Origin of the sequence: Leeuwenhoekiella sp. H156, assembly GCF_052218455.1 — a bacterium.
Lineage (GTDB): Bacteria > Bacteroidota > Bacteroidia > Flavobacteriales > Flavobacteriaceae > Leeuwenhoekiella > Leeuwenhoekiella parthenopeia.
Window position 1 is genome coordinate 2,042,074 of the sequence record NZ_CP197499.1, and the last position, 24,228, is coordinate 2,066,301.

At 42.8% G+C, this 24,228-nt stretch carries 23 protein-coding genes and 1 tRNA gene; 10 read left to right on the forward strand and 14 right to left on the reverse strand.

The window, feature by feature from the left end; translation table 11 throughout:
• Positions 1 to 21: 21 nt before the first annotated feature.
• Together hflX and ACSSS3_RS08945 are read right to left on the reverse strand one after the other, a co-directional pair.
• Positions 22 to 1,248: a GTPase HflX gene (gene hflX / locus ACSSS3_RS08940; protein WP_442847274.1), complete on the reverse strand. Its 1,227-nt coding sequence runs from the start codon at positions 1,246 to 1,248 to the stop codon at positions 22 to 24.
• 95 nt (positions 1,249 to 1,343) lie between these two features.
• Entirely contained in the window at positions 1,344 to 2,339 is a 996-nt protein-coding gene (locus tag ACSSS3_RS08945) for a hypothetical protein (RefSeq protein ID WP_442847275.1), read from the reverse strand.
• 158 nt (positions 2,340 to 2,497) lie between these two features.
• Here ACSSS3_RS08945 and ACSSS3_RS08950 point away from each other — a divergent pair, with 158 nt between their 5' ends.
• Positions 2,498 to 3,445 (forward strand): endonuclease/exonuclease/phosphatase family protein, encoded by a 948-nt coding sequence (locus ACSSS3_RS08950; protein WP_442847276.1) that lies wholly within the window; start codon positions 2,498 to 2,500, stop codon positions 3,443 to 3,445.
• Here ACSSS3_RS08950 and ACSSS3_RS08955 read toward each other — a convergent pair.
• The 8 genes from ACSSS3_RS08955 to ACSSS3_RS08990 all read right to left on the reverse strand — a co-directional run bounded on the left by ACSSS3_RS08955 (position 3,442) and on the right by ACSSS3_RS08990 (position 13,634).
• The gene (locus tag ACSSS3_RS08955) at positions 3,442 to 3,762 is read right to left on the reverse strand and encodes a DUF1456 family protein (RefSeq protein ID WP_442847277.1); all 321 of its coding nucleotides are present in this window, start codon (positions 3,760 to 3,762) and stop codon (positions 3,442 to 3,444) included. The genes ACSSS3_RS08950 and ACSSS3_RS08955 overlap by 4 nt on opposite strands.
• A gap of 133 nt (positions 3,763 to 3,895) precedes the next feature.
• Entirely contained in the window at positions 3,896 to 5,224 is a 1,329-nt protein-coding gene (locus ACSSS3_RS08960) for a DUF5723 family protein (protein WP_442847278.1), read from the reverse strand.
• An 87-nt stretch (positions 5,225 to 5,311) separates the two neighbouring features.
• Complete coding sequence (locus ACSSS3_RS08965; protein ID WP_442847279.1) at positions 5,312 to 5,938, reverse strand: response regulator; 627 nt, start codon at positions 5,936 to 5,938, stop codon at positions 5,312 to 5,314.
• Positions 5,935 to 7,764: a sensor histidine kinase gene (locus ACSSS3_RS08970; RefSeq protein WP_442847280.1), complete on the reverse strand. Its 1,830-nt coding sequence runs from the start codon at positions 7,762 to 7,764 to the stop codon at positions 5,935 to 5,937. The genes ACSSS3_RS08965 and ACSSS3_RS08970 overlap by 4 nt, the downstream gene beginning before the upstream one ends.
• Positions 7,765 to 7,770: 6 nt before the next feature.
• Positions 7,771 to 8,367, reverse strand: a complete 597-nt coding sequence (locus ACSSS3_RS08975; RefSeq protein ID WP_442847281.1) for a hypothetical protein — start codon at positions 8,365 to 8,367, stop codon at positions 7,771 to 7,773.
• 168 nt (positions 8,368 to 8,535) lie between these two features.
• A complete protein-coding gene (locus ACSSS3_RS08980) occupies positions 8,536 to 9,195 on the reverse strand; it encodes a peptide deformylase (protein ID WP_442847282.1) in 660 nt (219 codons plus the stop codon).
• A 53-nt stretch (positions 9,196 to 9,248) separates the two neighbouring features.
• Positions 9,249 to 10,652: a DUF5689 domain-containing protein gene (locus tag ACSSS3_RS08985; protein ID WP_442847283.1), complete on the reverse strand. Its 1,404-nt coding sequence runs from the start codon at positions 10,650 to 10,652 to the stop codon at positions 9,249 to 9,251.
• Between the two features lie 144 nt (positions 10,653 to 10,796).
• Positions 10,797 to 13,634: a carboxypeptidase regulatory-like domain-containing protein gene (locus ACSSS3_RS08990; RefSeq protein ID WP_442847284.1), complete on the reverse strand. Its 2,838-nt coding sequence runs from the start codon at positions 13,632 to 13,634 to the stop codon at positions 10,797 to 10,799.
• Positions 13,635 to 13,720: 86 nt separating this feature from the next.
• On the opposite strand from ACSSS3_RS08990, the gene ACSSS3_RS08995 reads away from it, so the two are divergent.
• Positions 13,721 to 14,782: an endonuclease/exonuclease/phosphatase family protein gene (locus tag ACSSS3_RS08995; protein WP_442847285.1), complete on the forward strand. Its 1,062-nt coding sequence runs from the start codon at positions 13,721 to 13,723 to the stop codon at positions 14,780 to 14,782.
• Here the strand turns inward: ACSSS3_RS08995 and ACSSS3_RS09000 are convergent.
• Positions 14,772 to 15,785 (reverse strand): YihY/virulence factor BrkB family protein, encoded by a 1,014-nt coding sequence (locus tag ACSSS3_RS09000; protein WP_442847286.1) that lies wholly within the window; start codon positions 15,783 to 15,785, stop codon positions 14,772 to 14,774. The two genes, ACSSS3_RS08995 and ACSSS3_RS09000, sit on opposite strands and share 11 nt — an antisense overlap.
• Positions 15,778 to 16,224, reverse strand: coding sequence for a hypothetical protein (locus ACSSS3_RS09005; protein WP_442847287.1), 447 nt, complete (start codon positions 16,222 to 16,224; stop codon positions 15,778 to 15,780). The genes ACSSS3_RS09000 and ACSSS3_RS09005 overlap by 8 nt, the downstream gene beginning before the upstream one ends.
• Before the next feature lie 133 nt (positions 16,225 to 16,357).
• Between ACSSS3_RS09005 and ACSSS3_RS09010 the strand changes: the two genes are divergently transcribed.
• The 4 genes from ACSSS3_RS09010 to ACSSS3_RS09025 all read left to right on the forward strand — a co-directional run bounded on the left by ACSSS3_RS09010 (position 16,358) and on the right by ACSSS3_RS09025 (position 19,355).
• The gene (locus ACSSS3_RS09010) at positions 16,358 to 16,942 is read left to right on the forward strand and encodes a HupE/UreJ family protein (protein ID WP_228228621.1); all 585 of its coding nucleotides are present in this window, start codon (positions 16,358 to 16,360) and stop codon (positions 16,940 to 16,942) included.
• A 91-nt stretch (positions 16,943 to 17,033) separates the two neighbouring features.
• A complete protein-coding gene (locus ACSSS3_RS09015) occupies positions 17,034 to 17,474 on the forward strand; it encodes a deoxycytidylate deaminase (RefSeq protein WP_262908920.1) in 441 nt (146 codons plus the stop codon).
• Positions 17,474 to 19,060: a S41 family peptidase gene (locus ACSSS3_RS09020; RefSeq protein WP_442847288.1), complete on the forward strand. Its 1,587-nt coding sequence runs from the start codon at positions 17,474 to 17,476 to the stop codon at positions 19,058 to 19,060. Before ACSSS3_RS09015 ends, ACSSS3_RS09020 begins: the two co-directional genes overlap by 1 nt.
• Position 19,061: 1 nt before the next feature.
• On the forward strand, positions 19,062 to 19,355 hold the full coding sequence (locus ACSSS3_RS09025) for a hypothetical protein (RefSeq protein WP_228228623.1): 294 nt from the start codon (positions 19,062 to 19,064) through the stop codon (positions 19,353 to 19,355).
• 6 nt (positions 19,356 to 19,361) lie between these two features.
• On the opposite strand, the gene ACSSS3_RS09030 is transcribed toward ACSSS3_RS09025, so the two are convergent.
• Together ACSSS3_RS09030 and ACSSS3_RS09035 are read right to left on the reverse strand one after the other, a co-directional pair.
• Complete coding sequence (locus ACSSS3_RS09030; RefSeq protein WP_442847289.1) at positions 19,362 to 19,577, reverse strand: hypothetical protein; 216 nt, start codon at positions 19,575 to 19,577, stop codon at positions 19,362 to 19,364.
• A gap of 59 nt (positions 19,578 to 19,636) precedes the next feature.
• The gene (locus tag ACSSS3_RS09035) at positions 19,637 to 20,209 is read right to left on the reverse strand and encodes a MarC family protein (protein ID WP_228228625.1); all 573 of its coding nucleotides are present in this window, start codon (positions 20,207 to 20,209) and stop codon (positions 19,637 to 19,639) included.
• Between the two features lie 218 nt (positions 20,210 to 20,427).
• Here ACSSS3_RS09035 and ACSSS3_RS09040 point away from each other — a divergent pair, with 218 nt between their 5' ends.
• From ACSSS3_RS09040 to ACSSS3_RS09055, 4 genes are all read left to right on the forward strand, one after another.
• Positions 20,428 to 21,009, forward strand: coding sequence for a DUF3109 family protein (locus tag ACSSS3_RS09040; RefSeq protein ID WP_442847290.1), 582 nt, complete (start codon positions 20,428 to 20,430; stop codon positions 21,007 to 21,009).
• Entirely contained in the window at positions 20,999 to 22,135 is a 1,137-nt protein-coding gene (locus ACSSS3_RS09045; protein ID WP_442847291.1) for a methionine aminotransferase, read from the forward strand. Before ACSSS3_RS09040 ends, ACSSS3_RS09045 begins: the two co-directional genes overlap by 11 nt.
• A 92-nt stretch (positions 22,136 to 22,227) precedes the next feature.
• Positions 22,228 to 22,299: transfer RNA gene (locus ACSSS3_RS09050), tRNA-Arg, on the forward strand.
• Positions 22,300 to 22,514: 215 nt separating this feature from the next.
• A complete protein-coding gene (locus ACSSS3_RS09055) occupies positions 22,515 to 23,753 on the forward strand; it encodes a site-specific integrase (RefSeq protein WP_442847292.1) in 1,239 nt (412 codons plus the stop codon).
• The last annotated feature ends 475 nt before the right edge of the window (positions 23,754 to 24,228 follow it).

Consider the following 24,228-nt stretch of genomic DNA (forward strand, 5'->3'; position numbering starts at 1 on the left):
ATTCAGCTGCGTTCTAAAACGCTATTCCTCCTCATCACCGGTATATAAATCATACTCGGGATACAGGAAATTGTTATACGGAAACCGGGTGATGTGAATCTCCCGTACCCGCTCGTAAACCTTCTTGCGAAAGGCATCCATATTGTCTTTGTTTAGAGCCGAAATAAAAATGGCATCGCCGTTTGCGCGGGACATCCAGGTTTGTTTCCAGTCTTCTAGTGTAAAATGTTCTTCGGTACGCTCGGTTACCAGATCATCTTGATCTATAGTTTTATGGGTGTAGGCGTCTATTTTATTAAAGACCATGAGGGTAGGTTTATCGCCTCCTTCAATCTCATCCATAATTTGGTTAACCGAAGCGATATGATCTTCAAACTGCGGATGCGAGATGTCTACCACGTGTAACAACAAATCAGCCTCACGCACTTCGTCCAGCGTACTTTTAAAGGATTCTACCAACTGTGTGGGCAACTTGCGTATAAATCCTACCGTGTCGCTTAACAGGAAGGGCAGATTGCGAATTACCACCTTGCGCACGGTCGTATCGAGCGTTGCAAAGAGTTTGTTTTCAGCAAATACTTCACTCTTACTTATGGTATTCATCAGGGTAGATTTACCCACGTTGGTATAACCTACCAGCGCAACGCGCACGAGAGCCCCGCGATTGCCGCGTTGTATGGCCTGCTGTTTATCTATTTTTTCGAGTTTCTTCTTTAAAAGCGAGATACGGTCGCGTACAATACGGCGGTCAGTCTCGATCTCGGTTTCACCCGGACCACGCATCCCTATACCCCCACGCTGACGTTCCAGGTGGGTCCACATCCCGGCCAGTCGAGGCAGCAAGTATTCATATTGCGCCAGTTCTACCTGTGTGCGTGCGTAGCTGGTTTGCGCCCGCTGCGCGAAAATATCAAGGATCAGGTTAGTTCGGTCAATAACCTTACACTTGAGGATCTTTTCGATATTCTTTTGCTGCGCGGGGCTGAGTTCGTCATCAAAAATCGCCGTGCCTACTTCGTATTGATCTACATACGCACGCACTTCTTCCATCTTACCCGTACCAATAAAGGTTTTGGGATTAGGCGTGTCTAATTTTTGAGTAAAGCGTCTAAGCACTTCCCCGCCGGCAGTGTAAGCCAAAAATTCGAGTTCGTCGAGGTATTCTTTAGACTTTTCCTCATCCTGGTATTGGGTGATCAGACCTATGAGAACGGTCTTTTCGTATTCTATATTAGTTTCTTCAATCATATATGCAAGTAAGTTGCAAAGGTACGGATTTAGAAGCTAAGGGTTTCTTAAAAAGCGGTAGGTGAGAAAGGTATGGTTTGCTTATTGCTGGGGCTTCAGTTTTCAAACTTTAGAGCATGCCTTCTAATCGCTTCATTGTAAAGAATAAGATGACTATTTCTACTCTTAACTCTATGTATATTGGCCTTATTTGCTGCTGAACTATCACCTAGTTCAGGTTTCCTTCCCATAGCTATAGTCGCAGAATAATTTAGATGGAAAGTATCCCATCTTTTCTTATTCAGAATTGCAAGGGCGTCCTTTTTAAATGATTCAAATTCAGCTTCACCGAAACAATTGCCTTGAAAGTCAGAACAAATTTTCGTTTCGATTATTTTTACTTCTATATCAAGCTTTTCATCTGGAGTGTCTTTGTTAGTAATATAAGTGTCGTAATACACATTGGTAATCAATTGAATATAACCCCTGTCAGGACCATAACTGTCCATTACCAAAACATCACCAGTTTGATAAATTGGAGTGTCGTCTAATTTATAGCTTTCACATTTACCATAAAACAACATGGGATCTCGTTCCAAACTATCACGGATAGGCCTATTAAGAAATCCTAATATTGGATCATAAATTTGCTGATTTTGGTCAACTATAGCGTAGCTGGAATAGTTTTGATTTTTATAAGTCCATTGTAATTTATAAACATTGGCATCTTTTAATTTATATCTATCATAAGTCCCGTTTAAATCAAGTAGAAAGGTGTCCCGATAGGTGGGACGCCTAATTTTCTTGATATCAATCGATTTGAAGTCATTGTAAATACTATCAGGTTTTTGCAATTTTATATCATAGAGTTCCTGGGAAATGATGTCAAATACCTCAGATTTATTCTCATCAGTGAGCGTAAAGGCTTTTGAATAAGACTCTAGGATGAACGCGTCTTCAGGTAAGTCTTTAGCCCATTTGACTATGCGATCGAGCTGTTCATTTGGTTCCTTATTCTTCAATTTTTCATCCAGGCAACTGCTCAAACCAAATAAAAGAATCAAACATGCAAGAGATGGAATAGGTGGTCGAGAGTTGATTTTTTTAACCATTTACTTTTTATTTTGAGAATTCAAGGTTTAACATTTATTTAAAAGTATCTAAAAATTATACAATTAGCTCTTAAAGTTGAAAATGTTAGATGAAATCCGAATTGGTTGGGAGAAGAATACTAACCTTGGCTGTTTCAAAAAAAGTACCTTTATTGACTATGTTAGAAAATAAACTCAGTATCGCTTTTTACAACCTCGAAAACCTGTTTGATACCCTAAACGATCCCAATATTCTGGATGATGCGTTTACTCCAAAAGGTGAATTAGGCTGGAATGCTTCGCGCTACGCGGAAAAGCTTACTAAGTTGTCTCGGGTTATTGCTAAAATCGGAAAGGCTGAAACCGGCAGTGCACCGGCAATTCTGGGGGTAGCAGAGGTTGAAAATAAAAAGGTACTGCGCGATCTCGTTACTACCGAAGCCTTACAGCATCTGCATTATGATTTTGTACATCACAATTCGCCGGACGAGCGGGGTATAGATACGGCGCTGTTGTACCGGAAGGATGTTTTTGAAGTTTTAGAAAGCCGAAGCTACAGCCTTCATATATCCAATTTTGAAGGTCTTCGCGATTACACCCGTGATATTTTATACGTCCACGGAAAGCTCGAAGGCATCGAAGTTTTTTTGCTGGTTAATCACTGGCCTTCCCGAGGGGAAGGTGTTGAACTTTCCAACCCCAAACGCATTGCGGCCGCAAAACGCAACCGCGAAATTATCTCTGAAATTAACGTTAATCATCCTGAAGCCCGAATCCTGATTATGGGTGATTTCAATGATGATCCACAAAGTGAAGCGGTGCGCGAGTATTTGGTGTCGACTGATTTTTACAATCCGATGATTTTCCTGCTTACCCGCTACGCAGGTTCGTTAACCCACCGCGGAGACTGGTATTTGTTTGACCAGATTATCCTTTCACCCAACTGGATGAAAGCATACGACAACCCTTTGGAATATGTAAAGTCGGTCATCTACAACCCCGAATATCTAAAGGAACAGGAGGGCCGTTTTAAAGGAAATCCACTTCGCACCTATGCCGGTGATAATTATCTGGGCGGCGCAAGCGACCACTTTCCGGTATATGTGGTGTTCAAAAAAGAAAATTAGTCTGCCTTCTTGGGGTTGCTTTTTTTCTTTGATGGTGTTTTCTTGCCTCCCTCTTTTTTAAGGGCCGGTTTATCGGCTTTTGGTTTTTTTTCGGGCATCGGGCCACGCATATGAATGACGAGACCATTAAGGAAATTCCGTAAAAACTGGTCGCCACATTCCACGTATTTGGGATGGTTTTCATTTCTGAAAATAGCGCCAAGTTCACTTTTGGTCACTGCAAAATCAACCAGGGCACAAATTTTTACAATATCATCATCCCGCAATTTAAGGGCGACACGTAGTTTTTTAAAAATATCATTGTTAGATAAGGCCATGGCTTAAGGTATTTAGCTTGTATTATCGATTTCAGATTACCGGGTAAAGGTAGAAATAAAAAACTCCTCATTTTCAGAGGAGTTTTTAGGTCGGCTAATAAATACGGGTTGTTTGAAGAGACGCTTATAGAGATTATCTGCTTCGTTGATATATAGGCACTTTAAGGCCTACATATACATCTGCTCCTTTAGAGCTTTCAGAAATCAAATTTGTAAGAATCGTACTTGAGCCTAAAGTCAAAGGCCCTGCTCTAAGCCCAAACCCCCAGGCAAAACCATCATACTGTCTGATACTTAATGGCATGTAAGCACTAAACCATTTACTTTCAAAACGAGGCGAAAGTGTTGCTATATTAGCAATTCTACTGGCTTGCTGGGATTCAGGCGAAACCAGTGATAGTGAGGTTTGCAGGTTCAAATAAAATTTATTTTTGAGATGGTAATCTGCTGCAATATGCATTGCTGTGGGCAAACTGATTTGTGCAGTTTCTACGGTCTCCTGACCATCAAAATTGTCGCGTAATATTTCATCAATATCTTTCTCATTAAACTCAGCTTCAGTAATGACTGCGTTAGTAGCAGAATAGTTGCCTATAGTGCTTTCATCATAATTTATAGAACCTAAATCTGTAACCGAAAGCCCTAATTTAAGTTTGTACTTATTGAGACCACGATTGCCCAGATTAGCGTTATCGGGTCGCCATTCATAAACCACTCCAAAGTCTGCCCCAAAACCTGAAGAGGTATCTGTAAAATCAAAATCCTCTTCATCTGTTGTTTGCCCGTAGTTTACGTTTCCGTTTACCGTAACATTTGCATTGGTAGAGGAATACTGGCCCGTAAGATTTGAAGAATTAAAAAATGCACCGCCACCACCGGCTAAATACTTTAAAGTTACTCCTCCTTTAAGAAAGTGGGATTCTTTGTCCATTAATACTCTTCCATAGACCAAACCTACTTCAGCATAGGCGTGCAATGTTCCGTTAAGGTTGTTAAGGTCAAAAGTAAAATCTTCTTCAGAATCAAAATCGTCTGCGATACGTTGAAAAAGTTCACCGTTTACATTATGTAAATTGTAAATACCACGTACACGTGTGATAAGACCCATACTACTTTTTGGATTCAGGTTAAACATAAACGAAGGTCCCATTACGTCTACATTTGAATAGAAATTGTTTGAGTTTGTAGGATTTAAATCAGCATCTTCTTCAAAATCAAATCCATCGTCGTCTGCATTAAGGCTGCTTGAACTGATGCCTGCATAATCGTTGCCAAAGCTTACCCCGGCCGAAACTAAATTGATATCTGCACGCATTCGTGAATCAAATACATTTGCAGGATTATACATGACCCCGTGAATGCCCGAATAGTTATCTATACGGTGGCCTATATAATTTTGCGCTATGAGGTTTGTAAATAAAGAAGTAACGAAAATCGTCAAAAAAAATAATTTTTGTTTCATAAGCTTGGGTATGTAATTCCAAATTAAAGGTTTGTATCTGAGCTAAAAATACCCAACATCTGGTATTTTAAGATAATCTTAAGAATTTTAAAAGTCATACTTGCGCTCCAGTGCATAACGCAAAAGTTCGCCCTTACCCTTTAGCTCCAGAATGCGCATCATATTTTTACGATGCGTATCTACAGTGTGTACACCTATAAAAAGTTCGTCTGCAATTTCACGGGAAGTTTTACCCAGGGCGATGTACCGCAGAATTTCAACCTGGCGTTTGGTAAGTAGTCCGCCTTTTTCGGAAGACTTGTTTACAGCCTCAATAAGACTTAGGTCAATTTGAGAATCAAAAAAGGTTTCTCCTGAAGCTACTCTTTGAATGGCCTGTTTTAGGGTTTCAAGGCTTGAATTTTTAAGTACATAGCCCGAAGCGCCGGCATCCAGCATTTGCTTAATGGCTTCGGTCTGATCAAACATGCTAAAGGCGATCACACCGGTATCTGGAAGTTGATTTTTAATATGTTTTGTGGCTTCAATGCCGTCCATTTTTGGCATTCGGATATCGGTTATGACCACATCTGGCTGGTATTTAAGTACCTGAGTAACCAGATCCTCCCCGTCATTTGCGGTGCAAACCAACTTGATTTCATCCTGCTCGGCCAGTAGTAAGCTGATGCCGTCTATGAGAGATTGATGATCTTCTCCTATTGCTAATTTAATCATAAGGGTAAGTCTATAATTACAGAAGTTCCTTGACCGGGTTCAGATTCTATTTCTAAAGTTCCGTTGAGATGGGCTACGCGTTTATCAATGGCGTTTATACCCATACCTTCACTGCGTTTGCTGATGTGTCTGGGATCAAAGCCCACGCCATCATCTTCAACCATAATATTGAGTGAGTCGCCATGGTTTACCAGATGTATGGTGAGTGTTTTGGCCTGAGCGTGTTTGATCACATTAGTGATAAGTTCCTGGATGATGCGAAAGAGGCTTAATTCAAGACTGTTTTCGAGGCGGGTGTCCATTCCGTGGGCCTGTACATCTATTTGAAGCCCGTTTAACTGCGAGATTTTGTGCGCCAAATCTTTAAGGGCTTTAAGTAATCCCTGATTGGCAATCACCCCACTGTTCTTGGCGTGTGCAATGGTGCGTACTTTAGCATAAGCCTCATCAAGCAGTGTATTGGTTTTTTGATACAGATCTTCTGAAGGAGCGTTTTTAAGGGCTTCAAAATGCATACGTACATTTGTCATTAAAGCCCCAAGATCATCATGAAGTTCACCGGCTATACGGGCGCGTTCTATTTCCTGACCTTCAATCATGGCGTCTATACTGGCGAGTTCCTGATCTTTCAACAGATTAGATACTTTTTGCCGCTCCAGGTCTTTTTGCTGTTCTGCCAGTTTGCGCTTCTTTTGACTGTTTTTATAAACGAGAAAACCAATCGTACTGATTAACGAAACAGAAAGTATGAGGACTATTAAGAGGGTTCGTTTTTCTTGTTGTAGCTCCTGGTTTTGTCGCTCCTTTTCTTTGGTTTGGTAGATGGTTTCGTATTCTGATACGATTTGAAGGTTTTTTGCCTGCTGTCCTTCAAGTTCCCTTAACAGGTAATCATTTTCGAGCTTTACACTTTCAGCGGTGTTGCCTAACTCACGATGTAATTCAGATTTCCAAAAAAGCGTGTATTTATAAAGCAGCGCATAGAGATAATCCTCACTTTCGATGTTTATTTTTTCTAGACCTTCAAGGGCTCTTTGAGTAAAGCCTTTTTTAAAATCAAGTACAGTCTTATTGATTTTAGCTGCTACAAAACGCTCTTTTTCAAGATATCCATCTAATGAAGCCAATACTTGTTGAGAGGTGTTTAGATATTCGGTTGCTTTACTCAAAGCATTAATTTGCTGGAAATAAGCTGCTTGTGTAAGTAATACTTTAGATCTTAAAAATTTTGGAGCCGAACTAAAGTCCACAGCTTTAGCATCTTGGTGAGCTTGATTTATTTTTAAGGTGTCTTTGTAGTAGTAACGCTGTATGATACGGTAACGGTAGTAAGCAGCATAGTGAAGCTCTGTGGTGTCATATGCTTTCTTTTCGAGCAGGTTTATAAAATAGTTATAGCTCTCATCTTCAATTTCTTGATTGAATCGTTCATAAATTTCAAGTATAGCTTTAAGAGATTCACAAATAAGAATTGCGTCATTACGTTTTTTTGCGGCTTCGAGCGCATTTTTAAAAGACTCAAATGCTTTTACCTCGTTTCCGTCTCGCAGGTAATAGAGCCAACCGTTTTTATAGAGTCTTAAATTTTTTGCTTCAGCTGTTTGTTCCTCAATATCAGTGGTGGTATCCAGAAAAATACCTTTTTCTAAAATGTTAATGAGATCCAGGAGTTCTTTTCTAACTTCTCTGTTTTGATACTCTTGAATATTTTGCCGCGCAGACTCATAATTACTTTCTCGAATGGCTGCAAAAAAAACCTTAATCTCACTAGATTGGAGTGGATTAAGGCTGAAAAATAAAACGATTATAAATAAAGTACTTTTCAAAATAATTTAGAGCACCAGTGTTCGATTAGGTATGCAAGGTCCTACACGACCTAACATCCCCTTATTTGTTCGGTCAGGCTCTTGAAAATCGTCCTGATCATCTGATCCTATTTTGTACTTACGAGTACTTAATTGCGTATAATTTTCCCCATCTCTCCAAAATGATGAAGGGTCTAAGTATTTAGATTTATCTGGTCTTTTAGGATCGTACAAAGTATTATTGGGAATGTCAACATCAATATTGGTCGCTAAAACCATGTCGGATACAAGTCTATTTTTAGGCTTAAGTGTATGATTTTTAATTTCATGATTTAGACTAAAAGGCTCCACGCTAAGATTTAAGTATGCATCAATCTGTTCTTCGGTATCACCTTCATCTGGTATATTTAATTCTGGTTTTTGGGCAAAGCCGATAGTAATTTGGCCTCTAAAATTCTGCAGGCAAAAGTCGCAATCAATATTTTGAGAATCCTGTACATCTTCAACCTTATTGATTTTGATGTATATCATATAGAAGGTTCCAAAATCCTGAGAACCTAGCAAGGGCTGCCAGTTTGAAGTGTCCGTGAGATCGAGTTTAAACTTAAAATTTTCGTGAGCCATAATTGGTTTGTTTAGTTAATACTGTTCTATGCTTATAAACTTTACTATAAAAGAGTGATTGTAATATCTGTGAATTTTAAATATTGAACCTACTCTATATTTTTACCATTAGAAAAGCAAAAGTTATAGCTTGTGGTGTTTAGAATCCATACCCAATACCCGGTATATTTAATGTTGCAGCGTATCTATAGTCATCAATCCCTGCGCCTCTTTGACCTCCTGTTTTAAGTGATCGAGGTAGAGGATTCCGTTTAGATGATCTATTTCGTGCTGAAAAACCACCGCGGTAAAATCTTCAACCATTTCAATTTCGTGCGTGGCATCAGGCTTGTCGTATTCTACCAGAATGGCATAGGCACGGCTTGAAAGTGTATCGCGCCTGCCGGGGATAGAAAGACAACCTTCCGGGCAATCCTGTTTTTTCCTGGAGTATTGTTTAATCACAGGATTGATAATTACCTCAAAAGGAAAACCGTCTTTGTCAAAACGCTGCACCCATGCGATATTTTTAAGAACACCCACTTGTGGCGCGGCAATACCGGCACCCAGAGACAGGCTGTCGCGTACCGTGGCGTACATTCGGGCGATGAGGTTTTGAAGCACCGTGTCTTTGGGATCTACCTTTACATATTCGCTGGGGGTGCGCAGCAAAAGGGAATCACTTTCGTTAGTGATTTTGAAGACCCGCATAGGCGTAAGCGAATCGGCAGCCATAATCAGGTCAACCTGTTCGGCACTAAATTGGGACGGAATTTCAGGCTGTTGCTTTTTAGTATCACAGGCCAAAAAGCAAACCATAAGTAACGAAAGGAGTATAGTTTTAGTCAAAATCAGGGAGTTTTAGTTTCCTAAAAATAGCACTTTTACTCGGTATCAGATTTTTAATCTGCCGTAATGCTAATATTGTCAAGCTGATAGGTGCCGTCTGAAGCTTCAGCACCACTACCGGTATATCTAAAAGCCACGTAAGCGGTTTCGCCACTTGCACACGAAAGCTTTACAATTCCTGAACTATACCAGTCGCCAAAAAAATCCTGATCGCGTATCACAAAAGCATCTCCTAATACAAGCCAGGTTGCCTGCGTAATCCCCTCAGGAGTACCGTCCCAGTCGGTGCTAAACAGTACGTCGAGCTCACTGTTATCGGCAAAACTACTGCTCGTTTCAAACCGGATACGTACTTCAGAATTGGTCGAGAAATGAATAGGGGGAGTAATCAACCAGCCTACACTTAAGGGGTTGCCCGATTGATACGAATCAATTCGTGCCGAAATCCCCTGCGAGGCATTCGTTCCTGTCGCGGTATACGCTTCCCAGGCCTGCGTGCCGTATTCGATAAAGTTCGTCCACCCGTTGCCCGTGATAGACGTATTGCGGGTTTGCGTCTGAAAGTTGTCTTTAAAGATCACCGTACCGCCTTCGGTTTCAGCGAGACCGCACTGCAACTCCGCCGGGTCGCAGCGGTTTGCGCCGGAAAACGAAAGCGCCTCCACGGTATTGATGCGCAGGATGTAAAAATCATCGTAAAAATCGCGCGAGAGAATTCCGCTGATGCTGCCGCGACCCTCGGGAAGGGCAACCGATTTGAATTTGGCAAAGGTACTGGTGCTGACTAAAGTCGTGCCGCGAGGCTCGCAGGTTTCAAGCAGGCGTATGCCGTCAAATTCATCGTTGGCATCACCGGCAAAGGTTTTAGGGCTTTCGCCCAAAACTTCCCGACGGTTAAACTGTGCATCATCAAGGCTGATGTACAAATTTTCCAGCTCGGCAGAAAAGTCGGTGATGGTTACCGGCAACGGAATCAATTCGGCAACTTCGGTACTTCTAAAAACTGTTTTGGGAATCAGCGAAGCCGGAATTTCAGTAATCCCGTTCCCGTCTCGAATACCCAGTTGTACCACCCCATTTTCTTCGGCTACCGCCAGACCATCCAGCTTTACGTAGACTTTTCGCCCCGGTTCATAAACGGTATACAAAGCGTTTTGATTCAACTGCAGTGTAATGCCGGCAGTAGGATTTTCAGGAGCATCCTGAATGATGAGTTCCCGAAAAAAATTTCCCGCCACATCGCTGCTCGTGACATAGCCTGTGATGTACGTGTCTGTATCCCGATAGCTGATGACCGGTTCGCTGCTTTGCGCCAGATTGCTTAAAACAGAGGCAATACTCACCGCCGTACCTTCCGGTACGATTTCATTTTCGTTAGGTTCGGGCGCTTCAAACTCGGTTTCCACACAAGCCGTAAAAGCAAGTAGCGTGATGAGCTGGTAAAATATAGGTTTCATCTGTTTAAATTTTATCAGGAATTAGGGTTCAATTATTTAATTATTTAGGCGGGTAATGACCCTTATTTGCCAAATGCCCATTATGGCTTTCATAGCTGGTATTCGTTTTTAGTTTTTTTGTTAGCCTTTCGCAAAAGCAAAATCTCAAAAGCGCACATATACATTTACATAAAAAGTGGTCCCGTAGCCCGTAAAATAGCGGTTACCAAAAAGCGGCAACTCCCGGTTGGATTCCTCGAGCAGACTGCGGTAATCACCCACTCGCGAATCTTCAAAACCGCCGGTTTTATAACTGGTATTTAAAAGATTGTTAACCAGGCCGAAAAACCCTATGGTGTAATCCTTCACCCGCCAGGATTTACCACCCACGAGATTCACCAAATTGTACGGTGGTATTTTTTCCTGCTGAAGCAAAATACGGGCTTGTGCGGGATCGTAATCGTTAAAAGGCAATCCGTCAAAATCGGTACTAAATGCACCCGAACGCCGTAAGTAACTCACGTCAATATAGGCATCTGCAAAGCGGTTGAAGCTGGCGCCCAGCCACCAAAAGTCCGGATCGCGGTAGTCAAACCCCAGTTGATAGGCCTGCTCCGGACCGCCGGCGACATGGTAATTGTTCAATTTGACGTTGCCATCGCCGAAAACGACGGGTTGCTGCGCAAGCGTTGTGGTATAATAGACCTGAGGGTCTGAGGTGCATTGATAGTTTCCATAAGCGGCTACGGCTTTAAAAATAAGCGTGGGTAAAGCTTTGAACTCCACTCCAAACTCTGCTCCCAGATTGCGGCGGTTGATGCCGGTCGTAATTTCCTGAACGAGGGCGTTTCCCTGCTCGATTTGCGGGGACTGCAACGAACCCGTGTAGAAAAAAGACAATTCGCTTCCCTGTTTAAAATCGATGAGGTAACCGGTGAGCCTTAGCTTGAGCGACGGACTTCGGTAGATGTAGCTGAGGTCGAGATTGGTGATTTGCTCTGCGGAATCCTTATCAATAATGTCGTTGTTTTGCCGGGCATTGGTAAACACCGTGTTGTAGGGAAGTGGTTGAGTGAGCAAACCGGCGTTGAGCAAGGCAAAGTGCTTACCATTGAATTTATAGGTGAGTCCGGCCTTGACACTAGGCGTGAAAAAATCAACAGCATCGCTTTTGCCTAAAGACCGGTTGCCGGGATAGTATCCGTTTTCATACAAGCCTTCGCGTTGATACCGGCTTTGTTGCAGCTCGATAGCGGCATAGGCGTCTATTCGTTTTAGGGTGGCCTGCAGTTGCACAAAAGCCTGGAGTTCGCTGGCCAGTATCCTGTAATTATACTTGTAGCGGTCGCCTTCCTCCACGAGACGGTTTCGGTTTTGCAGGTCGCTTTGCGCCAGGTCTCCACCGGTTGTGGCATCATCTTCAGCAAAACTGTCGATATCCAGCCATACGCTTCCGCCCAGAAGATCGTCGAGCTCGGCGTAGTTTTCACTCTTTAATCGCGTAGCCGAAAGCCGCCCGGTGAGTTTCAGCTTTTGGGACAAATCAATATTTAAAATCGAAGCGATTTGCAGCATTTGATCCTGATTTACATCATTTTGAATGACGTAAACAGCATTAAGACCGGTTTCTGAAGCTACACGATTTGCATGGTACAGCGCATCCCAGTCGATCTGACCATCCTCTACGAATGCCTCGCGGGCGAGATAGGCATTCTGGTAATTGGCTGCAGTAGGATTGGGAAAGCGCAGGAAATAGCCCGGCAGATTCTGATAGTAATTGGGCGCCGGGTTGCGGGCACCTCCCAGAAAGGTCGCTGTACCATTTTCGGTTTTGAAGAGGGTGCTTCCGGTGTTGTCAATGCGCGAATTGCTTGTTTTTCCCCATTGATACGCCACACTGCTGGTAAGGGTATTGCGCGGACTGAACTTCCAATGGTGCGAAAGGATCACGAGGGGTTCGTCAATTTCGCGCAGGCGGGCATTGCGTATTTTTCCATCCTGATAACCCCAGTTGGGATTGTATTGATTGCCTTTGAGGTCAAGCACTTCCTGAGTGAGCGCTGTGCTGCGACCTCTGTGATTTGGGGTGTAGATGGCAGTCAGGTTAAGGCTGTGCGTTTCGGAAAGTTGCTTTTCAACCGCTGCAAAAAACGAATTGGCGTCATAAAGCGTTCCCTCGATATACCCTTCGTTACCAAATCGGCGCGACGCCAAAATGGAATACGCCCAGCCGTTTTGCGACAAACCGCTGTTGTAACTGGCCATTATACGCCCGGTGTAGCTACGGTTGGCCTGGGCATAGGAGATACGGCCTCCGCGACCTAAAGCAGTGGCGTTCATATCAAAATGTAAAGTACCTGCCGGACCGCCAAAACTGTAATCGCCGGGCGCGATGCCGGGAGTGAACTCGCGGTTGCGCATCACATCGTTAAGACCGCCCCAATTGCTCCATTGCGGTCTGCCGGTGCTCAGTTTATTGAGTTTGATCCCGTTGATGAGCACACTGCTATACTGGCTGTCAAGCCCACGCGGTCTGAAAAACGTACTGCTGAAATCGAAGGCAGCGGCATTACCAAAGGCATCGTTGGTCGCGCTAAGCAGGGGCGAAAGAATATCATCGCGTTGCTCTTCGTTGTTGAGTTGCAGGTCTGATAAACTGATTAAGGTGAGGTTTTGATTGGCTTCAGCAAGGTCGATCTCTAACGGAATGTAATCGAGTTCGATACTGCTCCCGGGATTGAGCGTCACCGGCAGTTGCAGACTGAAATAGCCCGAAGCGCTAAAGCTTAGGTTGTAATCTCCCGCTGGCAATTCGCCCGTAAGTTCAAAACTGCCGGAAGCATCGGTTGTGGTTTCAATCGATGTGCCGGTAAGCTGCACACGTACTTCAGGAATTCCCGCAGCGTTGGTCGCATCTTTTACACTTCCGCGAATGCGAAATTCCTGCCCCTGAGCGCATAAAACGCCCAACAGACAGAGGCCAAAAACCAAAAATTTGTACACAGTGAAAAAATTAGATTTTTCAGCGGGGGCGTACACAATCTAAAGTAGAAATTAATGTAACTTCATCAGGCTTATTTAGTTAGCCGATGCGAAAAATTCGATTAAGTGTTTTGAGCCTGCTTTGCTGTAGCCTTTTTGAGGTGCTTTACGCCCAGGAACAGCGCGATTTTCAACTGGTCACGATTGCTTTCTACAATCTGGAAAACCTTTTTGATACCGAAAATGACCTGATCACGTTTGACGACGACCGTACTCCTGACGGGAAAGATCATTGGACACCCGAAATCTACGCCGACAAACTCGCTAAAATGGCTGAGGTCCTGCGGCAAATAGGTCCGGATGAGACTACAGATCCTCCCGCACTTATTGGCGTTGCCGAAATTGAAAACCGAAAAGTGCTGGAAGCGCTGGTCACTCAAAACATCCTGAAAGCCTTTGATTACGGGATTGTGCACTACGATTCGCCCGACCGGCGTGGGGTGGATGTGGCTTTGTTGTATCGAAAAAGTCTTTTTAAGCCTGTAAGCAGCAAAGCTTTTGAGCTTCCGCTTTACGATCCTGAAGAAAACAACAAACGTATATATACCCGCGACCAACTTTTGGTCAGCGGAGATTTGGCAGGCGAACGCGTGCATATTTTGGTGAATCACTGGCCTTCGCGAAGTGGGGGCGAGGAACGCACCCGGCCCAGAAGGGAGGCTGCTGCAGCTTTAAACCGAAAGATTATTGATTCGGTTTTGAGTGTGGAGCCCTATGCGAAGCTTGTGAGTATGGGCGATTTAAATGACGATCCTAAAGATACCAGCCTCAAAAAGGTGTTGAAAACCAAGGGTAAAATCAAGCAAACCGGAATGCTTGATTTCTACAATCCGATGGAAGAACTCGCCAAACAAGGTCTGGGCAGTCTGGCCTACCGCGACAGCTGGAATTTGTTTGACCAAATCATTATAAGTGCGGCCTGGCTGGAGCAGGATTATTCCGGGTTTAGTTTCTACAAAGCGGGAATTTTCAACAGGAAATTTTTGCAAACCCCTTCGGGACCTTTTAAAGGTTATCCCTTTCGCAGTTTCGCCAATGGTAGTTATACCGGCGGATACAGCGATCACTTTCCGGTTTATGTATGTTTTGTGAGAGAGGTTAGGGAGTAGAATTGGTTTTCTCTTCTTCAGGATTTGTCGCTAATTCGATCGCTTTTTTTTTATCGGCTTCCAGTTGCTTTTCTTTTTCGCGTAAAGCTTGCATCTCTTCCGTATGTGCGAGTTTAGCGTGCGAACTGGGAACGATTCGGTGTTTTTTAACGATGGCATACTGCACGGTAATTTCGGCACCAAAAAACAAAATAAGACAGGTATAATTTACCCAAAGCAACACCAGTACAACAGAGGCGGCACCCCCATAAACCGATGCGGGATTGCTGCTCGAGAAGTAAATACCCAGCAAACTTTCACCAATTAAAAACAGGATTGCGGTAATACTTGCGCCTAAAATCGTGGTTTTATATCCCATTTTTACATCGGGCAAAATTTTAAACATCGCGGCAAACAGGCTTGCGATAAAAATAAACGAAACCAAAAACCTCAGAATATCAGCAAAAATCACGGTCACCTGAGGGGCAAAGTTGCTGAGGTATTCGGTAAAGATGTTGAGCAGCACGGTGACCACAAAAGCGACCAGCAACATAAAGCCAAGAACGAGTACCATCCCAAAAGCAATAGCCCGGTTGATGAGCATACGTTTGAAGTTTTGCTTTTTCTCGGTCACATTCCAGATGGTATTCATCGTTTTTTTCATCTGGAAGAACACTCCGGTAGCACCATAAATTAAGGCAGCAATGCTGATGATGAGCGTTATCCAGTTGTCGTTTTGCAGGGTCACGTTACTGATGATTTCTTCAATAGATTTTGCGACTTCGGGCGAAATAAAGCGCGCAATCTCATCGTGAATACGTCCCTGTACGGCTTCGGCGCCAATAAACGTACTGGCAATCGTGGTTACAATCATCAGCAGCGAGGGCAGCGAAAACAGCGTATAATAGGCGATTATCGCGCTCTTGGCGAAAGGATCGTTACGGTCCCAGGCCACATAAGTCTCCCTCAGAAACTTAAAAAAATCTTTAGCGTTTTTGGTAATGTGGCCTGTTAAACTACTCATTGTCGAGGTAAGGTATTAAGATGTAATCCAGCTCGTCAACACCTTTGATGCTTAGCGTGAGTTCGTCTGTGCGATCAGGATAGCTGCGCAGCAGAGTTGGGATCACGTTGCCGTTGTAATTTGCGGGAAGCTCTTTTTGGGTTTCCTCAAATTGCCGATCACAGGCCGCCGCGATTTTAGCATAATCATTGAGACTGATGTTGATTTCCTGATGATAACCTTCATCATCAAGACCGTCAATAGTATCGTCTTCAGAAACCGGATCGTAAATAAATTTGTTTTGGCTTATGGCGTAGGTGTTGCCTTTCGTATCTATGTAGGTGTAGGTGGGGGCGTTGGGTAAGGTTTTTTTGCTTGTGGTAAATCCGGGCGTGGCACCACAGCCGGTAAAAATTACCAGAATAAAAAGGCTGAAATAATATCGTATTGGAGTGCTCACCAGGTATAGAGATTAGGTATCGAAATTACGAAAGCACCCGCAGCAACTTCTGGCGTTTAGGCTTAGTTTAACGTTTTTGGGTTCAACTTTCAGAAATAATTGTAGTTTTGACAAACTTGAAAATACCCCCTAAATGTCAGACTTCTGGTTCTATTTTAAGATTGGTCTCGAGCACGTACTCGATTACAAGGCCTACGATCACGTGCTTTTCCTCATTGTACTCACCGTTCCTTATGTTTTTAAAGACTGGAAGCGTGTGTTTTTACTGGTAACGCTGTTTACTCTGGGTCATACGGTATCCTTGCTATTGGCAACATACGGTGTGGTGAGCGTAAACCGAAATATTATCGAGTTCCTCATACCGGTCACCATTTTTGTGGCAGCATTATATAACGTGTTTACCGCCGGAAAGGGCGCCAACAAAGACAAACTGGGCGTGTTGCTCATTACCGCGCTGTTCTTCGGCCTTATTCACGGTCTTGGATTCTCTTCGTTTTTTGTACAGCTTACCGCGCATTTATCAAGCCGTCTGCTTCCGCTTGCCGAGTTTGCACTGGGTATCGAAGCGGCTCAACTTATCATTGTACTCATTGTGCTTATCCTGGGATTTTTGGGACAAACGATTTTTCGGTTTTCAAGACGCGACTGGATGCTTTTTATTTCAGCGGTGGTAATCGGGATGGTAATACCTATGTTAATAGCGAATTATCCGTGGTAAACTATGTTTTTTGGGATGAGAAGCAGACTAAGTTTTTTATCTTCGCAAGCTCAAAGAATCGCACACCTGAAGTGCAGGTATCTAAATATTTATGCCTTCAATTACAAAAGACAAACAGCTCAAATACGATATTGCATACTTACGTATGGCCCGGGAATGGGCTAAACTTTCCTATTGTCAGCGCAAGCAGGTTGGGGCACTTATTGTAAAGGATAAAATGATCATTTCAGACGGGTACAACGGTACACCTACCGGTTTTGAAAATATTTGCGAGGATGACGAAGGCTATACCAAATGGTATGTGCTTCACGCCGAGGCAAATGCCATTTTAAAAGTTGCCTCTTCCACCCAATCCTGTAACGGAGCTACCTTATACATCACGCTTTCGCCCTGTCCCGAATGCAGCAAACTGGTGCATCAGGCCGGGATCAAACGTGTGGTTTATCACGTAGGCTATAAAGATCCCAGCGGAATTGATTTTTTACGAAAAGCCGGAGTAGATGTGGTGTGTATAGAAAACATTGACGCGTAATGGGAGGCTATCAAAAAAAGTACCTGCCCATTTTTTTCTGCATCGCAGTTGTGATAGGCATCGCTATTGGTAGTAAACTCAATTATGGCGCTGCATCTTCAACGATTTTAGGCGGAAATTCAAAAAAGGAAAAGCTTAACCGGCTTATTGACTACATCGATTATGAGTATGTAGATCCTATAAATACAGACAGTATTGTTGACGTTACGGTAAACGGAATATTAGAAAATCTCGATCCGCACTCGGTTTATATTCCTCCAAGCGAGCTTCAGGAAATCACCGAAAGTATGAAGGGTGATTTTGTAGGTATTGGTATAAGCTTTTACGATTATAACGATACCATAACCGTTACCCGTGCGCTGCCCGGTGGCCCCAGTGAAAAAGTGGGCATTCGGGGTGGAGATCGCATCATAGCTGCCGACGGGAAGTCGCTTACCGGTCGCACCGTCATAAGCGATACGGTTGTGAACCAGCTCAAAGGTAAGGCGGGTACGCTTGTAAATCTTACCGTGCTCAGACCCGGAACAGATAATCTGCTCAATTTTAAAGTAAAACGCGATGTGGTGCCGCTTAAGAGTGTTGACGCGTTCTATATGCTCACCGATACGTTGGGCTATATCAAGGTTAATCGCTTCGCGGAAAGTACTCCTGACGAATTTCACACCGCCTTGCAGAATTTAAAACGAAAGGGCGCCAAAGAACTGGTTCTTGATTTGCGCGGAAACCCGGGAGGTTATATTTCGGCAGCAGAAAAAGTAGCAGACGAATTTCTGGAAGATGACAAGCTTATTTTATTTACCAAAAATAAAACCGGAAAGATTGAAAACACCTTTGCAACGGGTGAGGGCGATTTTGAGACGGGACAGGTTTACGTACTCATCAACGAGAACTCGGCCTCTGCCAGTGAAATCGTAGCCGGTGCCCTGCAGGATAACGACCGCGGTGTTATTGTGGGAAGAAGGTCTTTTGGTAAAGGACTTGTGCAGCGTGAAATGGATCTTGGAGACGGCAGCGCTGTGCGTCTTACCATTGCCCGTTATTACACGCCTACCGGAAGAAGCATACAGCGCCCTTATGATGAGGGTAATCAGGCGTATTATGAAGACTACCTGAAACGCTATAAAAACGGGGAGATGCAAAGTGTAGACAGCATCAGCACGGCAGACAGTTTAAGGTATGTGACCCCAAAAGGGAAAGTGGTGTACGGCGGCGGCGGTATTATTCCTGATGTTTTTATACCGAAGGATACCAATTACGAGAAAGAAGCCATCATCTACGCGTTGCGCTCGGGTGCTATGTCGCGTTTTGTTTTTGAGTTGCTTGAGAAACGCCGCGTGTATTACAACAGTCTTTCGTATGCGACTTTTGAGCAGGACGTCGAGATTACCGATGCAGATGTGACCGCTTTCGTAGGATATCTCAATGACCGTAATTTAAAAATCCGGATAAAAGATTACAAAAACGATTTAAAGCGTTATATTAAAGCCGTGATGGCTCAACAGCTTTTTGGTAATACTATTTATGAAAAGCTGATTAACGATGAAGATCCTGCCATTGCTAAAATTAAGGAGTTAAGTCGTAGTTGATATGATTATCATCGCATCTATTTTCGTGTTTTGCATCGCTGCTGTTTTTCGTTTGCTTGATAACAGTGCCGGCATCCTCATCTCAAACGGGATTTCGGTGAGTCCGTTTTACCTCTCGAGACGGGAGATAAAAGAACAGATGAAAAAAATAAGCGATAAGTCACTGCGCAGAAAGCTGAAGCGAACCCTCTTTTTTCAAAGGCTGCACAAGCTGTTCCTTATTCTGGCTATAGCCACTTTTGTTGTAGGGATTGTTTATGAATTCTTCAATCCCACACTAGTCTCCTTACTGTAGGCGCAATTAGCGTTTTGCAGAACGTGCTTTTCTGTTTTTTTCGGCAATTTTTCGCGAAAGCATCAAAATGACCAGTAATAAAGCTGCACACAGGCAAGCTGCTACCGAAATGACAGCGACCATACTGTCTTCCGCCAGGGGTGCGGCATAGTCAATTTTGGTAAGGTTAAAAATAAGTAGCGCGCCGGCCAATCCCAGCAAGATATAAAGAGCAATTTTCATAGTTAACGTATTGCGGTTCCGTGCGGTGTTGAGCTGAAGGCTTATTTGTATTCAGATCTTTAGAATAGTCCTTGAATATTTGTGGTAAACAGCTTTACCGCCATTGCCAGCAAAATTACGCCAAAGATTTTGCGTATGATGCTAATTCCCTGTTTTCCCAGAATTTTTCCGATTTTTCCTGAAGCTTTCAGAACCAGATACACAAACAAAATATTGATAATTATGGCAACGATGATGTTTTCAACCTCGTATTCAGCGCGAAGCGAAAGCAGGGACGTCATCGTACCTGCGCCTGCCACAAGCGGAAAAGCCAGAGGTACCACACTGGCGGTTTCGGGCGCATCATCTTTATACAATTGAATTCCTAAAATCATTTCGAGGGCGATAAAGAAGATGATAAATGCCCCGGCAACGGCAAATGAGTTTACATCAATACCTATAAGATTCAGAATTTCTTTCCCGATAAACAGAAACATAACCATAAGTGCTGCCGCTACAATAGAAGCTTTCTCACTCTGAATGTGGCCTACTTTTTCGCGTAAGCCAATGATAATAGGGATACTGCCTATGATGTCAATAATGGCAAACAAAATCATGGTTGCCGTTGCGATTTCTTTAATGTCGAAGTTCATACCTGTGCTTCTTTTTTTGAGGGCGCAAAATTACGGCTATTTCTTTGAATATTAATCAGTTTTGGGTTTAGATTTAACAAATACTTAATCTCGTAAAGTCAAACTTAAACTGAAACAAATTCCGGATAATTATACTTTGGTTAAGTTGTGGTATTTGCCGGGTTATACTTAAGCTTTAAGTAATATAAGTATTCTCACCTAAAACGTATCTTTGCGGCATGTTTCAGATAGATAAAACCATAGTTTCAGAAGAAGTCATACAGAAGGATTTTGTGTGTAATCTTTCAGCCTGTAAAGGCGAATGTTGTATTGCCGGAGAAGCAGGTGCGCCCCTCGAGCCCGATGAGATTGCTATTTTAAAAGCTATTTACCCTAAGGTGAAGCCGTTTTTAAGACCCGAAGGGATTAAAGCCATCGAAGAGCAGGGTACGCATATCAAAACCGATCTTGACGAACTCGAGACCCCGCTGGTAAACGGTGCAGAGTGCGCTTACGTTACCTTTACCAAAGATGGCGTGGCTTCCTGCGGTATCGAAGATGCGTATAATGCCGGCGAGGTAGATTTTAGAAAACCCATTTCCTGTCATTTATACCCCGTGCGTTTGCAGGAGTATTCCAAATTTACCGCGGTAAATTACCACAAATGGCCTATTTGTGACGATGCCTGCACACTGGGTAAAGAACTCCAGGTGCCGGTTTACAAGTTTACCAAAGATGCTCTGATCCGTAAGTTTGGTGAAGCATGGTACGAGGAACTTGAGGCGGTGGCCGACCATTTCAGAAAAGAGGATGCAGAGTAAACTTCCGGGCGATCAGGCTTCGATATTTGCTGAAATGACCGGCCTTGCTGTTGAGCATAATGCGCTTAACCTGTCTCAGGGTTTTCCGGGTTTCTCACCAGACCCGGTATTGATTGATTTGGTGAGTAAAGCTATGCGAGACGGCTACAATCAATACGCGCCGCCTGCGGGTCATTTACGCTTACGCGAAAAGATTAGCGAACTTATTGCTGATTTACGGGGAAAAATTTACGATCCCGAACACGAAATCAATCTGACTGTAGGTGCCTCGGAAGCACTTTATGTGGCGATTACGGCATTTGTACATCCCGCAGATGAAGTCATCGTGCTCAAGCCTGCTTTTGACAGTTATGAACCAACCATCAAGTTGCAGGGAGCTACTCCGGTTCCCGTTCAGCTGGAAGCACCTTACCTACAAATCGATTGGAATGCCGTTGCCAATGCGATCACCTCAAAAACCCGAATGATCATCATCAACAACCCGCATAATCCAGGCGGAATGGTCTTTAAAGATGCTGATTTAAAGCAGTTAGAATCGATTGTTAGGGATACTAACATTTTGATATTAAGCGACGAGGTATATGAGCATATGGTTTTTGACGGAAGAGTTCACCGGAGTGCAGCTTCCTATCCCGGCATTGCCGAGCGGGCGTTGATCACGGCTTCTTTTGGAAAAACCTTTCACACCACGGGTTGGAAAATGGGTTACTGTCTGGCTCCAAAAGACTTGATGCGGGAATTTAGAAAAGTACATCAAAATCTGGTTTTCAGCATTCACCATCCTACCCAAATTGCCTTGGCGCAATACCTGGAAGAACCGAAGCATTATTTGGGCTTATCTGAGTTTTATCAGGCTAAGCGGGATACGTTTCTAAATGCATTAAATCAAAGCCGTTTTACTTATACTCCGGCAGAAGGTGCGTACTTTCAGATCATGGATTACAGTGCCATTACCGACGAGCCCGCAGTTGATTTTGCCAAACGCCTAACCCGCGAACATAAACTCGCGAGTATACCGGTTTCGGTATTTAATGTAAACCACCGCGATGATCATTTGCTTCGGTTTTGTTTTGCAAAAGCAGAAAAAGACTTGCTAAAAGCCGCAGAAATCCTAAATTCGATCTAGCAAACGGCCTCGTGGTTCAATGGATAGAAAGGCCCCGAAGCGTCGGGGTCCTAAACTTTAGATTTTTAGGGAAGTAATGTAACATACAAATTGGCCTCATAGTTCAACGGATAGAATAGAAGTTTCCTAAACTTTAGATCCAGGTTCGATTCCTGGTGAGGCTACAAAGTAGGTTTTAGACTACATCAAATAAACGTTAATATAATGATAAACAGCGTTTTAATATTTTTTGACATTTTTTGATTTTAATTGAATTTGTGCTTTTTGTCGCGCAGATCGTCAACATTTTGTCAACAAAAATTATCGATTGATTTAGTCTTTTATCTACATATCACTGATTTGACTTTCGCAAACATGTTTCATTTAAACACGTCAAATCATGAGAACTACTTCAACATTTTCAGTCCTGTTTTGGGTCTATGAGCAAAGAGCCAAAAATGGGGAAGCACCGGTATACGCCCGTATATGTGTTGATAACAAGAAACTGAACATCAGTTTAAAGCGAAAGGTAATCCTCTCTTTGTGGAATTCTCGGGCCCAGCGATTAACAGGAACAGATGCTTTTTCGTTGGAATTCAATGAATTTTTGGATCAGGAATATTCAAGGCTCTTTCAATGCTATCAGGAATTACGCATTGAAGGCAAGCTTAGAACAGTTGAGAATATAAAAAAGAAATACTTTGGAGAAGAAGGAAAACTCTATTCCTTGGAAGATATATTTGAATACCACAACACTACCTGCTTTTCCAAATTAAGCCCTAATACTTCACGGCTCTATATAACCAGCCAGAATTATGTGCGCAAGTTCCTCAAAAAGGAATACAATAGGACAGATTATTACCTGCAGGAATTGGACTATAGCTTTGTTCTGAGGTTCGACAATTTTCTAAGAATAACTAAATCAAACACTCATAATGGAAATTTACAGCATAACGCGGTGATGAAGCATATACAACGGCTAAAGAAAATGGTCTCTTTAGCCTATCGTTTAGAATGGATCAACAAAAACCCCTTTCTTAATTTTAAGTCCACTTTGGAGCCTCGGGAACGAACTTTTTTATCCGCAGAAAACTTTAAAAAAATTGAAAAGATTGAGCTTAAATCCAACCGACTCGCACGAGTGAAGGACTTATTTATTTTCAGTTGTTATACAGGAATAAGTTATGGGGATCTCGTATTATTGAAGCCTGATAATCTGACTATAGGCTTAAACGGAAAACTTTGGATTGTAACGCGAAGAATGAAAAATGGCAACTCAGTTAAAGTTCCACTTTTAAAGAAGGCTATCACGATTCTGGATAAATATAAAAATGATAAAGCTTGTGAAATTACCCAAACCTTATTGCCTAAAATTTCTAATCAGAAGGTAAATCAATATCTGAAAGAAATCGCTGAATTGTGTGAAATTCATCAGGATGTTACTTTTCATTTAGCCAGACATACTTTCGCTACAACAGTAGCATTATCCAACGGCATGCCCATAGAAACCGTTTCTAAGATTTTAGGACATAAAAAATTATCTACCACACAGATCTACGCTAAGGTTGTTGAGCGAAAATTAGGAGATGATATGGATTATTTAGAGCGTAAGATAGAACGGGTGGAGGCTAAAAACTGAAGCGCTTTTGAGTCTTAAAGAAGATAAAGAAACTGACATAGAAAAGATGATAATGAGCCTGCTTCATTCGTGTCATTTCAAAGAGTTTAGGAAGCCAACATCCTGAACTGTACAGTAAAATTTGAAAGATTATTTTTAAATGCATATTAAATATTTTCACAAATGAAATAGGAATGAGTATACTAAATATTCATACAAAATTGATAGCATCGAAGGAAAAAGCTGCCATTTTTAGTAGCGTAGCGAATATAAAATGAGTAGCAAGAGGGTAACACGCTGCGCGATGTTACAGATTTATAACTCATTTTATTTCAGGGTCTTAAGATTATTTTTTCTGCTTGATTTTGTACGATTTGCGACAAATGTGCTTTTAAACCCTGTAAACATGCAGATTTTTGCGACAAATCCTATTTAGATAGGGGTAAAGAAGGATATTTTAGGTAGTCCTCACCACATTCCCCTACACTACGTTTCG

Excerpts from the sequence above, each read along its gene's own strand:
- ACSSS3_RS09030 (WP_442847289.1), bottom strand. The coding sequence starts at position 19,577 with ATGAAAATTGCTCTTTATATCTTGCTGGGATTGGCCGGCGCGCTACTT.
- hflX (WP_442847274.1), bottom strand. The coding sequence starts at position 1,248 with ATGATTGAAGAAACTAATATAGAATACGAAAAGACCGTTCTCATAGGT.
- ACSSS3_RS09025 (WP_228228623.1), top strand. The coding sequence starts at position 19,062 with ATGATTATCATCGCATCTATTTTCGTGTTTTGCATCGCTGCTGTTTTT.
- ACSSS3_RS09055 (WP_442847292.1), top strand. The coding sequence starts at position 22,515 with ATGAGAACTACTTCAACATTTTCAGTCCTGTTTTGGGTCTATGAGCAA.
- ACSSS3_RS09045 (WP_442847291.1), top strand. The coding sequence starts at position 20,999 with ATGCAGAGTAAACTTCCGGGCGATCAGGCTTCGATATTTGCTGAAATG.
- ACSSS3_RS09040 (WP_442847290.1), top strand. The coding sequence starts at position 20,428 with ATGTTTCAGATAGATAAAACCATAGTTTCAGAAGAAGTCATACAGAAG.
- ACSSS3_RS08995 (WP_442847285.1), top strand. The coding sequence starts at position 13,721 with ATGCGAAAAATTCGATTAAGTGTTTTGAGCCTGCTTTGCTGTAGCCTT.
- ACSSS3_RS09000 (WP_442847286.1), bottom strand. The coding sequence starts at position 15,785 with ATGAGTAGTTTAACAGGCCACATTACCAAAAACGCTAAAGATTTTTTT.
- ACSSS3_RS08985 (WP_442847283.1), bottom strand. The coding sequence starts at position 10,652 with ATGAAACCTATATTTTACCAGCTCATCACGCTACTTGCTTTTACGGCT.
- ACSSS3_RS09035 (WP_228228625.1), bottom strand. The coding sequence starts at position 20,209 with ATGAACTTCGACATTAAAGAAATCGCAACGGCAACCATGATTTTGTTT.
- ACSSS3_RS08950 (WP_442847276.1), top strand. The coding sequence starts at position 2,498 with ATGTTAGAAAATAAACTCAGTATCGCTTTTTACAACCTCGAAAACCTG.
- ACSSS3_RS09010 (WP_228228621.1), top strand. The coding sequence starts at position 16,358 with ATGTCAGACTTCTGGTTCTATTTTAAGATTGGTCTCGAGCACGTACTC.
- ACSSS3_RS09015 (WP_262908920.1), top strand. The coding sequence starts at position 17,034 with ATGCCTTCAATTACAAAAGACAAACAGCTCAAATACGATATTGCATAC.
- ACSSS3_RS08955 (WP_442847277.1), bottom strand. The coding sequence starts at position 3,762 with ATGGCCTTATCTAACAATGATATTTTTAAAAAACTACGTGTCGCCCTT.
- ACSSS3_RS08965 (WP_442847279.1), bottom strand. The coding sequence starts at position 5,938 with ATGATTAAATTAGCAATAGGAGAAGATCATCAATCTCTCATAGACGGC.
- ACSSS3_RS08945 (WP_442847275.1), bottom strand. The coding sequence starts at position 2,339 with ATGGTTAAAAAAATCAACTCTCGACCACCTATTCCATCTCTTGCATGT.
- ACSSS3_RS08975 (WP_442847281.1), bottom strand. The coding sequence starts at position 8,367 with ATGGCTCACGAAAATTTTAAGTTTAAACTCGATCTCACGGACACTTCA.
- ACSSS3_RS09020 (WP_442847288.1), top strand. The coding sequence starts at position 17,474 with ATGGGAGGCTATCAAAAAAAGTACCTGCCCATTTTTTTCTGCATCGCA.
- ACSSS3_RS08960 (WP_442847278.1), bottom strand. The coding sequence starts at position 5,224 with ATGAAACAAAAATTATTTTTTTTGACGATTTTCGTTACTTCTTTATTT.